We start from the raw sequence: 13201 nt of genomic DNA, 5'->3' as shown, positions 1-13201 counted from the left end.
CGCGGAACTGTCTCTAAGGGACGCGCGAACCGAGCGACGGCGAGTGCCGATCGATCGGGTAGGAATTCGAGGACTCGAGTTCGGAAACGGAAGTGAGCACGCGACGGCGGCCGAACCGAGCGGAACGGCGCTACGGAGAGCACGCAGGCGCTAGCCCGCGAGCGTCGAGAGGATCCGCCGCCAGTCCTCGCTCGCCTCGTCCATCTCGAACTCGTCGCGGACCGCCGGCGCGGCGTCCGCGAGGTCCGCCCGGTAGCCCGGATCGTCGAGACACCGGGCCATCGCCCTGGCGAACGCCGCCGGCGTCCGGTCGGGAACGACGATCCCGTTCTCGCCATCGGTGACGACGTCCGGAACCGAGCCGACTCGCGGAACGATCGGCGCGAGGCCCGACGCCATCGCCTCGAGCATCGCCAGCGGCAGCGCGTCGCGCCGCGAGGTGAGCACGAAGGCGTCCGAGCGCCGGTAGTACGACAGCGGGTCGTCGACCCAGCCCGGCAGATCGATGCGGTCCTCGAGGCCACGTGCGGCGATTTCGTCGATGACCGCCGTTCGATCGGAGCCAGTGCCGACCATCGCCGCCTGAAAGTCGCGGCCGTCGGCCTCGAGTTGGGCGAGCGCCCTCACGAACAGGATGGGGTCTTTCTCCGCGCTGAAGCGGCCGAGCCAGACGAAGTCGTACTCGGCGTCGATGTCCGCCGGAATCGGGTGGTAGGTGTCGACGTCGATCGCGTTCGTCAGGATCTCGATGCGCTCCTCGGGGACGCCCATTCGGACGAGTTCACGGGCGTGGGCGGAGCCGGGGACCGAGATCGCGTCGAACTGCCTGAACGCCCAGCGCGGTCCGGCGCCGTACCACTGCCGAGCGTGGTGGTCGAGGTCGATGCCGATGATTCCCAGGTGCGCCGGATAGCCGTAGACGGCCTTCAGCGCGAGCGCGTAGAGCCCGTACGGCAGCAGCGAGATCGACGCGACGGCGTCGTACTCGTTGCGGTACCCCTCGTAGAGGGCCACGAAGAACAGCAGGAGGACCCGCAGGAGTCGCGGCCCGATCTCCGGCACCTGCACGTACTCGGCGTCGTCGATCGCGCGCTCGGGCTCGAGACAGACGAGCGTCGTCTCGCCGGCGACGTCCGCGAGCGGGCCGTAGTGGCGCTCGTTCTTGTGCGAGAGCCCGGTGATCACGAGCACGCGAGCGTCGTCGTGTTCGTCTTCGTCGGCCTCGTCCGGGATCGGACGTCGCCAGCGTGCTCTGGAATCGGCCGGCGACGACGTCTCGCCGCGACCAGCGGTCGAGTCGGCACCCCCGTCCGCGTCGGTCGGTCCAGCGCCGTCGCTCGAGGCCGGCGCGTCCGTTCCAGCCGTCCGTTCGGCAGTCGTTTCGCTCATATTTCCAGGGGTTCGGCGCGGTCCTCGGCCTCGGTGTCGGCGTCAGCGTCGTCCTCGAGACACGCCAGCAGGAACTCCGAGGTCGCGTAGGACATCCAGCCCTGACACCACCGCATCAGCGTCACGCGCTTGGTGTGGTGCCGGTACTTGCGGTAGTAGAACCGCCCTTCCTCGCCCTCGACCTGCATGTTCGCGAGCACCCAGCGGAGAATCCGCTCGGCGAACTCGAGGTCGCCCTCGCGGGTGAAGACCAGAATGCCCTGCGTACTGGCGTGGATGTCGCGGGGGTAGGCGCTCTCCTCGTCGAAGTTCGGCGCGCCGTCGAGTTCGAACAGTTCCTCGCGGTAGAACTCTACTGCGTCCTCGAGGGTGTCGGCGTACCGGCCCTCGTCGACGACCTCGCGGTAGCGCTGGAAGGATTCGATGACGAACCCGTTGTGGTGGTTGTCCATCGAGAGGTGCGACGCGTCCGCCGGGAGCCGGTAGGGCCAGCCGCCGCGGTCGGTCTGGTTGGCCGCGATGTGGTCGAAAATTTTCGTCGCACGCTCGCGGAGTTCCTCGTCGCCGAAGTACTCGTAGAGGTCGACGAGCATCTGCGCGCCGAGCGCGGCCGCGTTGATCGTGTAGGAGTCCTCCGGGTGGTTGAGGTGGTAGTCGATCTTCGCGCCCTCCTCGACCTCGCGGTAGTTCAGGTCCTCGACCATGAAGTCGACCGCCGTCCGCGCGATCTCGGCGTACTCCTCTCGCCCCTCGTGTTCGGCGACCCGCAGGAGCGCCTTGACCGCGCACGAGGTCGAAACGATGTCGGGATCGCTCGGCACGCCCTTCGTGTGGAGGTGCTGGATCTCGTGTCGATGCCCGCCGCAGAAGCCGCTGTAGCCGGAGAGGCTCTCCTCGAGGAGCCACTCGGCCAGCCGCTCGGCCTCGCCGAGCGGGTCGAAGCCGGGGTCGGTGCGCTGGCCCCGCGCCTGCAGGAGGTCGTAGTAGTTCAGATTCGCGATCGAAAACAGCGCCGCCCCCATGTAGTTGCGCCGCTGTTCGACGCGAAAGAGCGGCCTGACGTCGATCGGCGCGCGCTTGACGGTCTCCTGAACGACCAGATTGAGAAACCGGTTCTCGACGGGCAGCGCCTGCAGGAGTTGGCTGCTCATCCCGTCGCCGTAATCCGGCCCGATGTAGTCCCGCCGGCGCGCGTACGCGAGCATCGAATCGAGCGCGGAGACGTACCGATCGACGTCCCGAACGCGCGATCCCGTCTCTGCCCGATCGTCCGGCACGTGAAGTCCTTGCGACTGCATTGACGGGATCCTCGCCGAGTCGTCCTATTATTATACGGCTGTTACCGCCCCGGTTCGCGGCCAAGGGTCCGACTGCTGACCTTCCCGCTTCGCGTTACAGTCGGTACGAGCTAGATAACAAACCCCGTCGACGGGGCACCGTTCACGATACGGTGCCTTCCAGCATGAAGTACCTGTTTTTCACGAACACCCCGGCACACGTCCATCTGTACAAACACGCCGTCCGGCGGCTGCGCGACCGCGGCCACGAGGTGCTCGTGCTCGCTCGCGACTACACCTGCACGGTCGATCTCCTCGAGTGGTACGAGCTCCCGTACGCGGTGTACGGGGCCTGCGACACCTCGAAGGGGTCGCTCTTGAGCCGCCTGCCGGCCCACTACGCGCGCGCGATCACGCAGGCGCGGCGCTTCGATCCCGATCTCGTCTTCGGCATGGGCGGCTACGCGGCCCACACCGGCGCCGTCCTGCGGACGCCGACGGTCCTGCTCATCGACTCGGAGCCGGCGTCGTTCGACCACACGATCTCGACGCCGTTCGCCCGCGCCGTCCTCACGCCCGACACCTTCCGGAAGAATCTGGGTCGGAACCACTACGTCTTCCCCGGCTTCAAGGAGTGTGCGTACCTCCACCCCGAAATCTACGAGCCGAACCCGTCGATCCGCGACCGCCTCGAGCTCGGGGCCGACGAACCCTACGTCATCCTCCGGCTCAACGCCTTCGGCTCGCAACACGACGTCGGCAAGCGGGGGCTCACGGCCGACGATCGCCGCCGGATCGTCGAGCGCCTCGGCGAGGATGCGACGGTGCTCGTCTCCGACGAGAGCGGCGAGGCCGACCTCGAGGGGCTGCCGGCGCGGCCGTTCGATCTCCACCCCGCGCTGATGCACGACGCCCTCGCCGAAGCCGAATTGTTGGTCGCCGACACCCAGACGATGGTCACCGAGGCTGCACTGCTGGGCACGCCGGCGATCCGCTCGAACTCCTTCGTCGGCGACGACGACATGGGCAACTTCGTCGCGCTCGAGGAGCAGGGCCTGATTCACAACGTGGCCTCGGCCGACGCGATCGTCGACCGCGCGGTGCCGCTGCTCCGGTCCGACGACGTCGACGAGAAGTGGCAGCGCCGGCGCAACGCCTTCCTCGCGGACACGGTGAACCTCACCGAACTGATCGTCGACGTGGCGACCGCACGCGGCCGCGTCGACGGGCTCGACGCCCTCGCCCAGTTCGGCCAGCGACAGCCGGCCGAACTCGAGCGCTCGGTCGGCGTCGGCGGCGACTGAGACGGCTCGTCTTGCTGTTCGACTCGCTCGACTCGAGACGGTGCGATCTCGCGGTTCCCTCGAGCGTCGAGCCGATTCCGTCGATCGGCTATTTCGGGGCGCTATCGGCGGTTCGGTCCCCGCTGCAAGCTATCGAGCGCACGTCCTATTATACGGCTGTGAGACCTCCGTTCGCTCGAGAGATGACCGTCGAACCGTCCTCCCCCCACGGGTCGCTAGCACGTCCGATCGACGATGGATGACGGGAACTCGATCCGGGACTGGTTCCTGTTCAGCGCGAACCGGTTGACCGTTACGGGGGTCCTGACCGTCGCCTGTTTCGGTCTCCTGACGGTCTTCAGCGCGCTCGATATCCCCCTCGAGTCGATACTGGCCGACGGAGACACGATCGAGACCCTGTTTCAGACCCTCGTCGGCGTTCTCATCACCGGAATGACGCTCGTCGTCTCGATCAACCAGCTCGTCCTCTCCGAGGAGTTCGGGTCGCTCGGCCGACAGCGCGAGCGGATGGACAAATCGATGGCGTTCAGGAAGGACTCCGAGCGGGAGTTTCAGTGGACCGGCCCCCCGGAGCCCGAGCGGTTCCTGAGCACGCTCATCAACACGAGCGTCGATCGGGCCAGGGCGGTTCGGGAGGCCGTAGACGGGAACGACGATCGACTTCTTCGGGAACGGGTCGATCAGCTCGTCGACCGGATCGCCGCGAGCGCCGACGAGATCACCGACGAGTTAGAAGACGCCCCCTTCGGGGAGTTCACGATCATGCGGGCCGCCCTCTCGTACAACTACTCGTGGAAGATCTACCTCGTGCGCCGACTGTACTGGGAACACCAGGAGAGCATCGACGACGAGACGCGGGCGGCGATCGACGACCTGGTCGACATCTTACAGCTGTTCGGGCCGGCGGAGGAGTTCTTCAAGGCCCACTACCTCCAGTGGGAGCTGGTCAACCTCTCCCGACGGATTCTCGTCACGGGTATTCCGGCGCTCATCCTCTCGATCTACGCCGCGCTCTACTTGAAACCCGAGATCGTGTCGGGGACGGTACTCGGCGTTCCCGCCATCGTCTGGCTCATCAACGGCGGCGTAACGATCGCGTTGATCCCGTTTTTCATCTTCACGGCGTACGTCCTTCGGACGGCCTCGATCGCGAAGGAATCGGGAGCGATCGGCCCGTTCGTCCTCCACGAGTCGGAGCGAGCGCCCCTCATCGACTGGGGGGAATAAGACGTCGCTCCGCGGCGCTTCGCGCTCGAGACCGCGAGCGCGGCCGTCCGCAGCGGCCGATCGACGTCACCGATCGCGTTCGCGCCCTCGACCTCGAGTGGCCCACAGCGCGGTCAGCGCCGCGAGGGCGCCGAGGGTCGCGCCGATCTCGAAGCCGGGCATCGAACTCGAGTCGCCGGTATCCGGGTCCGTCCGCGATTCCGCGACCGTCACCGCCTCGAGCGACGCGACTTCCGCGGTGTACCGGTACTCGGTCGCCGATTCCTCGGCCACGGTCGTCTCGACCTGCGTCCACTCGCCGCTCTCGTTGTCGGCCTCGTAGAGCGCAACATCGTCGGGCTCGAGGCCGCGTTCCTCGAGCAGGGCGGCGTTGACGCTGAACGTGACGGTCGCCGAGGCGTCCACGCTCGAGTCGCCGTCCATCGTCAGGTGCGACAGCGAGTCGACCCCCTCGGGCGACGCGAGTAGCCCCTCGGGCCGCTCGTTCGCGAACGTCACGGACCCGGCGTCGTCGAGGCCGGAGACGGCGACGCGCTCGAACGTGACGTTCTCGTTCGTCCCGCTGGTCGGCTGCAGGGCGACCTGATCGTCCGCCGTCGCGCCGTCGATCGTCGCGGCGATGCCGCCGTCGGTGCGCTCGTACGTGACGGAGGGGTCGTCGCAGGTGCCGGTTCGGATCGTCACCGGCTCCTCGAGCGAGAGCGACGACCGCTCGGGGTCGTCGGCGTCGCCGGAGAGAACCTCCCAGTCCTCGACCGTCCCGTTCCCGTAGAAGTCCGGGTCGTAGAGGCTCTCGTTCTCGTAGAACGGCGATTCCTCGTTGAACGCCGGCTGCACCGTCAGGGCGAACTCGCCGTTGAGCCCGCCCCGGATCGCGCCGCCGTCGGTGCGGGACTCGCTCCAGATCCAGTCCGCGCCGATCCAGCCGTCGCCGCGGTGCCACTGGGCCATGTTCGACTCGCCGTCGTACAGGTCGTCCTGGACGACCCACTCGGTCTCGTTTGGCACGCCGACGATGTCGAACGAGGCGACGCCGCCGGCCGTCTCGCCCTCGAGGCGGCCGTGAACGGCGACGAGACTCACGCCGTCGGTCCCGCGGTGGAGGAAGAGGGCGCTCGTGTTCTCCTCCTGCAGATGGGTCGTTCCGTACGAACTGTAAAGTCGATCGACGCCTTCGGGGTGTGTTTCGTGGTTCCGGTAGTCGTAGAACGCCCCGACCGTGCCGTTGGTCGAGAGCGGCTGAATCTGTCGGCACATATCACCCTGCTCGACGACGTAGGAGTCGGCCGACTGCATCTGCGCGTTCACCGCCGGCCCTTCTTGGGGCGTCGCAGGCGACTGCGCCGCCGCGACCCCGACGCTGCTGCAGACCAGCAGGACGGTCATCAGGAGGGCGGCGACCGACCGAGCGCGCGGCGTCATGGTTCACCCCGCACGGTCGACGGCTGCGCTGCCTCCGCCGGCTCGTCCTCGAGGCCGGGTTCGGTTTCGACGTCGGACGGTTCGACGCCCGCCGTCGCGGTCGCGTCGTCACCAGTCGCCGTCGTCCGCCCGTCCTCGAGCGCGTCGCAGAACGCGCCGGGCGAGCCGACCCACCCGCCCAGATCCAGCGCCCGCTCGACGACCCAGCGGTAGAGCTCCCGGTGGCCCGGGAACTCCCGCTCGTTGAAGAAGCGCGGGTGCCAGAGAACCGTCATCGTGGCGCCGTGGTTCGCCGCCTCGAGCAGCAGTCGCTCGCAGGTCCGGCGCGCGGCGTCGGGGTTCGCCGCGGGATCCGGCAGCGCCTGGTCCATGATCGTCAGCGGGAAGACGAGGAACTCGTCGTCGAAGGGCCGCAGCGGGTGGTACCCCTCGTGGAAGCCACACTCCGTCGGCGAACCGAGGCTCGCGTCGTACTGCAGCCCCATCTCGCGGTGATACTCCCACGTCTCGGGCACCGTCAGCCGCAGGTGGTGCTGGCGGCCGCCGGCGATCGGCCCGCCGAGAACGCTCTCGAGCGTCGCTTTCTCCTCGCGCAGCCGCTCCGGGTCGTCCGCGGAGTGGTACGAGCCGTGCATGCCGACCTCCCAGCCGCCGTCGTCGAGCGCGCGAATCACGTCGACGATCTCGTCGGCGGTGACGTCGTACCGTCCCAGGTGCTGCACCCAGTTGGCCGGCGAGAGCCACTCCCGCGCGGGCCGGTCGGCCAGCAGGTGCTGCTCGTTCAGGAAGTAGAAGGCCGACCGCACGCCCAGCTCGGCCTCGAGGCGCATGATCTCCTCGAACTGCCAGTAGGGGTTCGACCCCGAGAGGGCGGTTCCGAGGTGGTAGCCCGGTCGCTCCTGGGTCGCGTAGTACAGCGATCGGACCCCCTTGTACGGCCGGTCGACGTCGTGGGTCAGACAGAGGGCGAACTCGGCGTCGCGGGGGACCTCCTCGACGCGCGTGCTCCGCTGGACCGGGTCCTCGACCGCGCCGGTCCCGTCTCGGCTCCCGGCAGCCGTCGGCCGGGAGCGCCGCTCCGTTCGGTTCGCGTCGGTCATCCGTCTATCAACCGGGTCGCCCCGGTCGCTCCGTCGGTCGCGTCGTCGGCGGTGACGGTACCGTCGCTCGAGGGCGGTCGCTGCGGGTCCGCCGGTCGCCGTCCCCGTCGACGTCTCGAACGGCTACAGCGGGGACGGGATCGCAGCGGCGCCCTCCGGTCGCGGCTCGAGGGACGATATCGCCGGATCGTATCGCTCATTCCACTGTCACTCTCACCGGCACCGATACGATAGTAAATGACGACATTACGGATTTATTCGAAGTCCGTAACGGCGACTGATACCGATCGGCGCAACTGGAACTCGAACGACGATCGCGACCCAAAATGGCGACCGGCCGATCGCCTACTCCCGATTGCCGGGACCGGCCTTCGAGCGGTCGTTCCGCCCGCCGAGTCCGAGGACCAGGCGTTTCACACCCGCAAGACACTCCCGGAGGACGGGCGCACCGTCGGCCAGCCAGACGAGCACCGCGCCGACTGCGAGCGCGATCTGGACCGTTCGATACGTCGAGAGATCACCGGCTACCAACTCGTCGCGATACCGGGCGAAGAACTCGAAGAACTGGTCGAAAAGCCCCTGCGCTCGACTCCGCGTCGGCACCGTCGCGACGGGCCAGAGGACGATCTCGGGGTATACGACGCCACCGCGGAGGTACCCGTCGAGAATGTCCGAAGGGAGGTGCAGGAGGTAGCCGATCGCGAACGCGACGCCCGCTCGCGTCCGTCCGAGCGAGCGTGTAAGGAGCCCGGCCGCGATCCCGAGCGGCACCGCGAAGAAAATCGAGTGCCCGAGCGCGTATCCCGTCTCGAACACCTCGAGTTCCCAGGCCAGCGGTTTGTCGACGACGTCGGGAAGCACCGACGCGACCACGGCCGCCAGCGCTTCGGGCCCGTCCGGCGACTCCCGGTAGTAGAGGCGACTCACGAGCGAGTAGACGAGGTAGCCGACGATCGCGTGCTCCCATGGCCACATCAGGGTACGACAGCCGCCCGACCGGGTTAGTTATGGGCGTGATATCCGCCGCCCGGTCGCGATCCGCGGCGGTTACGAGGCCCGATTGCCACTTCCGTCCGTCGTGATCGGCCGTCGGTAACGACCGCATACCGCCTCGAGTTCACCGGTCCGTCTTGCCGGGAAACCCCCGCCGGCCCCGAAACGGTCCGTGTTTTCTGGGTCAGAAAAACCGGACTGCTTTTCATATCAGTACCAGAACGATTCAGCTACCAGTGAGTGAGGAGACTGACCTGTCGACGGTGCTCGCAGTCCTCGACGACGAGTACGCGCGGGAGATCCTCACCCATACGAGCGTCGAACCCATGTCTGCCAGTACTTTGAGCGACCGGTGTGATGCGTCCTTGCCGACGATATATCGTCGGCTCGATCGCCTCGAAGCGTGTCGCCTCGTCACCGAAGAGACGGAGCTCGCACCCGACGGGAACCACTACAGCGTCTACAGCGCGAACCTCGATCACCTGGAACTCTCGCTGGAAGACGGGACGTTCGACCTCGAGGTATCGTATCGCGACGAAGACGTCGCGGACAAGTTCACGCGAATGTGGGAGGGGATGCGATGAGCGCCCCCGTCCGGCTCGACGAGGCGACGCTGTTCGAACTCCTGACCGTCGCGAGCCTCTTTCTCGTCGCCATCTTCGGGACGCTCATCGCCTACCAGGCCTACCGGGGTTACCGTCGCAACGACGCGCCCTCGATGCTCTACCTCGCCGGCGGCTTGTTGTTGCTGACGCTCTGTCCGTTCCTCGTGAACGTCGTGATTACGACCGTGACCGACCTCGAGCAGATCGTGACGGCCTTCCTCGAGAACGTGAGCCGGCTCTTCGGGCTGCTCGCGATTATGTACTCGCTGTACGGCCAGCATTGAGATCGACGACACGTTGAGACCGGCCGGAGAACACGAACGAACCGGACGTGTTCGCGCGAGCGATCACGACCGTGAGGGCCGAAGCGAACGCGGACTGGATGCGGACGAAGGGGGAGGACCGCTTCGAGGGTGGCAGGCGGATCGAACGACCCAACGCGAGCCGCGGGAAACGGCGGTGGAGAGGGGAGGGCGAGTGTCGTTCGATCCGGGATCGGGCAGTGGGGATCGGCGGGACGCGATCGGACCGATCACGTCCCCACGCACTCCTTTCGACGCTACCGTATTAGTGGTGCAAGCGCGTTTTCTCGGTCGGAAAACGCCCCGCCGCCGGACGTTTTCGGCGCCGCGTTCTTGGTACTGGGCTTCCTGCAGCCGATATGCAGTATCTGGTCGGCACCGACTCCGTACACACGACCGCGGCGATCTGTGACTACCTGGACGGTCGAGCGACGAGCGACGACTCGGTGACGGTCGTCGCCGCCGTCGACGACGAGACGGCCCGACAGGACGCCCGAGAGGCGCTCAACGTCGCCCCGGTTCGCCTCGCAACCGTCGGTACCGTCGAAACGGACGTCCGAGACGGCGATCCCGCCTCGGTCCTCCCCGACGTTGCCGACGAAATCGACGCCGACGAACTCGTCGTCGGCGCCCGCAGCGGCAATCCGGACGCGACCGCGGCCCTCGGGTCGACGGCGCAGGCCGTCCTCGAGGCGGCGACGCGTCCGGTCGTGGTCGTTCCGGTCCCGGAGCTCTAACCGCGCGAGCGGGACGACTCAACTCGCGTCGGGGAACGGATCCTCGAGCTCGCCGGCGTCCGCGTACTCGTCGCGGACGGCCTCGACGTGATTCTCGAGGTCGGGATTCGAGGCGGCGACGTCGCCGGTACCCGGAACCGACGGTCCCGGGGTCGTGAATCCCTCGACGCCGGTGACGACCGGACCGGAGGCGAACGTCTGCTCGGGGAACGCCTCGGCGACGGTGACGGTCCGTTCGCCGTCGACGCCGCCGATCGGCTCCGTTATCGTCCCGACGCGGCCCGACTCGTCCCACCAGAACAGCGAGAGGATGGTCTCCTCGAGGTCGCCGACGATCCGCACCGTTTCGCGGTCGAGAAATTCGATCGTCGCCGTCTCGTCGGTGCCGGACTGCTCGCTGCCGCCGTCAGTTCGGAGCGTCGAATCCGGCGATCGATTGCGTACCGTTGCTCGTTCCCGCCGTCGCCGATTCGCGCCGTCCGCGAGTCTCGCCGCTCGGACGCTGCGAACCGTGCGACCGAGGACCCGACGCTCGAGTCGAGCCGTTCGCGATCGAATCGCGCGACCCGCCGTCGAACTTCGATTCCAGTGAACCGTAGCCATCGTCCCCGTGTTTCCCGACTCCCCGTATCAATCATTTTCCGGCGTTCGATTACTGTAACCAACGGTGATACGTCGGACGGCTCGCTCGTGGCGAACCTCGCCGAAGGACCCGTAATTAAGACTCACCGGGCCGAACAGTGTCTCGAATGACCGGCACCCACCGCCGATTTAACGCCGAGACGCGGGTGCTCCACCAGCGAGCGGTTCGCACGCCGCTCCCCGACCTCGAGGCCGAGCGCGCGTTCCACGAGCACATGACGGCCGTGGCCGATGCGCGCGAGCAGCGCGCGGACTTGCTCGCCGATCCCGACGTGCCGTTGCTCGACGCCCACGAGACCGAGTTCGAGCGGCTGGCCGACACGTTCGAGCGTCGCTGTCGCCGCATCGCGGGCGAGAACTACGAGGCGGTCGCGATGGCGTACTACCGCGGCGACCGCGACGATCGGATCGGACGGCTCACCGCGTACTACGTCGAGGGGCTCTGGCGGATCCAGCAGCGAACGACCGTCTCGGAGCTTACCTTCTTCCCGCTCATTCTGCGCTACCCCGATAGCTTCACGGTGAACATTCGGTTCGCCAGCGGCTACACGACCCCCGAGTCGGTCCGCTACGAATCGCCGCACCACCTCACCGAAGATCTGTGCGACGAGCACGCCGAGGCGTTCTACGCGGACAGTCAGCACTCGCAGCGACGGGCGGCCGAGTACATCAGGGAGACCGCCAAGCGCATTCGGGAGGCGTTTCCGAACCCGGACGAGACGTCGTTCGAGGAGCGCAAGTACGGCGGTATCGTCGGGGCGGGCGGCCACCGCGGCACGACGTTCACGTCGATGCTCGAGCGCGTCGACCCGGATCGAGACCGGTTCGCGGACGAGGTGACCGAGTCGACGCTCGTCGAAGCGGGGACGGAAGCACGACGAACGGAACGAGAGTACCTCCCCGCCGACGAAGTGATCATCTGAGCCGCGCACGACCAGCGCGGCCCTCGCGGACCGAACAGCTATAGGCCGACTGCGCGTACATGTTGTATGCTACCAAATACCACATCCGGGCCGCTCGAGGACGTCGAATTCCTCGTCCGATCGGAACACCGCGTCGCCGTACTCGACGCGCTCGCCGAGCGGCCGCGGACGCGCGCCGACCTTCGGGCGCGGACCGGAGCGTCGGCGTCCACGATCAGCCGGATTCTGCGCGCCTTCGAGGAGCGCAACTGGATCAACAGAGCCGGCGATCGGTACGAGGCGACGCCGCTCGGCGCGTTCGTCGCGACGGGGTTACGGGACCTGCTCGACCGGTTCGCTACCGAGCGGCAGTTCCGGGATATCTGGCGGTGGCTCCCGTCGGCGGACCACGGGTTCACCGTCGAGATGGTCCGCGACGCGGTCGTGACGGTCGCCGACGTCGACGCGCCGTACCGGCCGGTGAACCGATTCGCGTCGCTGCTGCGCTCGACGACTCGGTTTCGGTTCGTCGGCCCCGACGTCGGGTTGCTCGAGCCCTGCAGGGACGACCTTCGACGGCGGATCCTCGACGGCATGGAGGCGGAGATCATCGACCCGCCGAGCGCCGCCGGATACGTCCGCTCGACCTACCGGGACCACTGCGCCGCACCCCTCGAGAGCGGCAATCTCACGGTTCGATTGCACGACGACGTGCCGCCGTACGGGGTGAGCATCTTCGACGACCGGATCGCGATCAGTTGCTGCGATCGGACCACCGGAACGGTTCGCGTCCTGGTCGATACCGATTCGCCGGCGGCGCGCGAGTGGGCGGAATCGACGTTCGAAGCCTACCGTCAAGAGGCGCGGCCGCTCGCCCTCGAGCCGACTGCGGGGTGATGGTGATACTGTAACCGTCGTTACCGAGTGGTCGGCTCGTTTCGAGCGACGAGGGTTCGGTCCGTCTCGAGCGTTGCAGCCCGTGACGAGCGGTCATCGGCTGCAACGGGCCCGCCCGGTGCACGACCGTCACGAGGTGCCTCCATGCGTCGGCGGCGCGTAGCGTCTCTTGGCGGAGGCGTCCGAACGATGACTACCGAACAACAGCGAGACGAGGGGAGAACAGCCGTGCAGGTAGCGTGCGACACCGAAGTGTCGGGGTGCGTCTTCCTCATGCGAACCGAGGCGGACGACAAGGACCGACTGCTGGAGATCACGCGCGACCACGTCAGCGAACAGCACGGAAAGGAGTACTCGCTCGAGGAGATCGAGGAGCAACACATGACCGACGTCGAGGTCTGAAT

14 protein-coding genes are annotated in these 13201 nt (G+C 67.4%); 8 read left to right on the top strand and 6 right to left on the bottom strand.

Features of this window, described 5'->3' with window-relative positions; all coding sequences use genetic code 11:
* Positions 1-150: 150 nt before the first annotated feature.
* Both HALXA_RS11385 and HALXA_RS11380 read right to left on the bottom strand, forming a co-directional pair.
* Positions 151-1389 carry a glycosyltransferase gene (locus HALXA_RS11385; RefSeq protein ID WP_013880512.1) on the bottom strand — a complete coding sequence of 413 codons (1239 nt, stop codon included), beginning with the start codon at positions 1387-1389 and terminating at the stop codon, positions 151-153.
* Positions 1386-2687 (bottom strand): hypothetical protein, encoded by a 1302-nt coding sequence (locus tag HALXA_RS11380; RefSeq protein ID WP_013880511.1) that lies wholly within the window; start codon positions 2685-2687, stop codon positions 1386-1388. The genes HALXA_RS11385 and HALXA_RS11380 overlap by 4 nt, the downstream gene beginning before the upstream one ends.
* A 164-nt stretch (positions 2688-2851) precedes the next feature.
* Between HALXA_RS11380 and HALXA_RS11375 the strand changes: the two genes are divergently transcribed.
* Complete coding sequence (locus HALXA_RS11375; protein ID WP_013880510.1) at positions 2852-3970, top strand: DUF354 domain-containing protein; 1119 nt, start codon at positions 2852-2854, stop codon at positions 3968-3970.
* Between the two features lie 234 nt (positions 3971-4204).
* Positions 4205-5197, top strand: a complete 993-nt coding sequence (locus HALXA_RS11370) for a hypothetical protein (protein ID WP_013880509.1) — start codon at positions 4205-4207, stop codon at positions 5195-5197.
* 66 nt (positions 5198-5263) lie between these two features.
* Here the strand turns inward: HALXA_RS11370 and HALXA_RS11365 are convergent, their stop codons facing one another.
* The 3 genes from HALXA_RS11365 to HALXA_RS11355 all read right to left on the bottom strand — a co-directional run bounded on the left by HALXA_RS11365 (position 5264) and on the right by HALXA_RS11355 (position 8694).
* Positions 5264-6619: a PGF-pre-PGF domain-containing protein gene (locus HALXA_RS11365; RefSeq protein ID WP_013880508.1), complete on the bottom strand. Its 1356-nt coding sequence runs from the start codon at positions 6617-6619 to the stop codon at positions 5264-5266.
* A complete protein-coding gene (locus tag HALXA_RS11360) occupies positions 6616-7719 on the bottom strand; it encodes a polysaccharide deacetylase family protein (RefSeq protein WP_013880507.1) in 1104 nt (367 codons plus the stop codon). Before HALXA_RS11360 ends, HALXA_RS11365 begins: the two co-directional genes overlap by 4 nt.
* A gap of 345 nt (positions 7720-8064) precedes the next feature.
* The gene (locus HALXA_RS11355) at positions 8065-8694 is read right to left on the bottom strand and encodes a metal-dependent hydrolase (protein WP_013880506.1); all 630 of its coding nucleotides are present in this window, start codon (positions 8692-8694) and stop codon (positions 8065-8067) included.
* A 254-nt stretch (positions 8695-8948) separates the two neighbouring features.
* Here HALXA_RS11355 and HALXA_RS11350 point away from each other — a divergent pair, with 254 nt between their 5' ends.
* From HALXA_RS11350 to HALXA_RS11340, 3 genes are all read left to right on the top strand, one after another.
* Positions 8949-9296 carry an ArsR/SmtB family transcription factor gene (locus HALXA_RS11350; RefSeq protein ID WP_013880505.1) on the top strand — a complete coding sequence of 116 codons (348 nt, stop codon included), beginning with the start codon at positions 8949-8951 and terminating at the stop codon, positions 9294-9296.
* Positions 9293-9601, top strand: a complete 309-nt coding sequence (locus HALXA_RS11345; RefSeq protein WP_013880504.1) for a DUF7521 family protein — start codon at positions 9293-9295, stop codon at positions 9599-9601. Before HALXA_RS11350 ends, HALXA_RS11345 begins: the two co-directional genes overlap by 4 nt.
* Before the next feature lie 377 nt (positions 9602-9978).
* Complete coding sequence (locus HALXA_RS11340) at positions 9979-10356, top strand: universal stress protein (protein WP_013880503.1); 378 nt, start codon at positions 9979-9981, stop codon at positions 10354-10356.
* Between the two features lie 18 nt (positions 10357-10374).
* Here HALXA_RS11340 and HALXA_RS22490 read toward each other — a convergent pair whose 3' ends face one another.
* Positions 10375-10959, bottom strand: coding sequence for a hypothetical protein (locus HALXA_RS22490; protein WP_013880502.1), 585 nt, complete (start codon positions 10957-10959; stop codon positions 10375-10377).
* 146 nt (positions 10960-11105) lie between these two features.
* Between HALXA_RS22490 and HALXA_RS11330 the strand changes: the two genes are divergently transcribed.
* The 3 genes from HALXA_RS11330 (at position 11106) to HALXA_RS11320 (ending at position 13199) form a co-directional block, all read left to right on the top strand.
* Positions 11106-11921: a hypothetical protein gene (locus tag HALXA_RS11330; protein WP_013880501.1), complete on the top strand. Its 816-nt coding sequence runs from the start codon at positions 11106-11108 to the stop codon at positions 11919-11921.
* Between the two features lie 66 nt (positions 11922-11987).
* Positions 11988-12797 carry a helix-turn-helix transcriptional regulator gene (locus HALXA_RS11325; protein WP_013880500.1) on the top strand — a complete coding sequence of 270 codons (810 nt, stop codon included), beginning with the start codon at positions 11988-11990 and terminating at the stop codon, positions 12795-12797.
* 189 nt (positions 12798-12986) lie between these two features.
* Positions 12987-13199, top strand: a complete 213-nt coding sequence (locus HALXA_RS11320) for a hypothetical protein (protein WP_013880499.1) — start codon at positions 12987-12989, stop codon at positions 13197-13199.
* Positions 13200-13201 lie beyond the last annotated feature (2 nt).

Origin of the sequence: Halopiger xanaduensis SH-6, from assembly GCF_000217715.1 — an archaeon.
In the GTDB taxonomy this organism is placed as follows: domain Archaea; phylum Halobacteriota; class Halobacteria; order Halobacteriales; family Natrialbaceae; genus Halopiger; species Halopiger xanaduensis.
The sequence above is the reverse complement of the archived record's forward strand: the minus strand, read 5'-3'. Positions and strand labels throughout refer to the sequence as shown.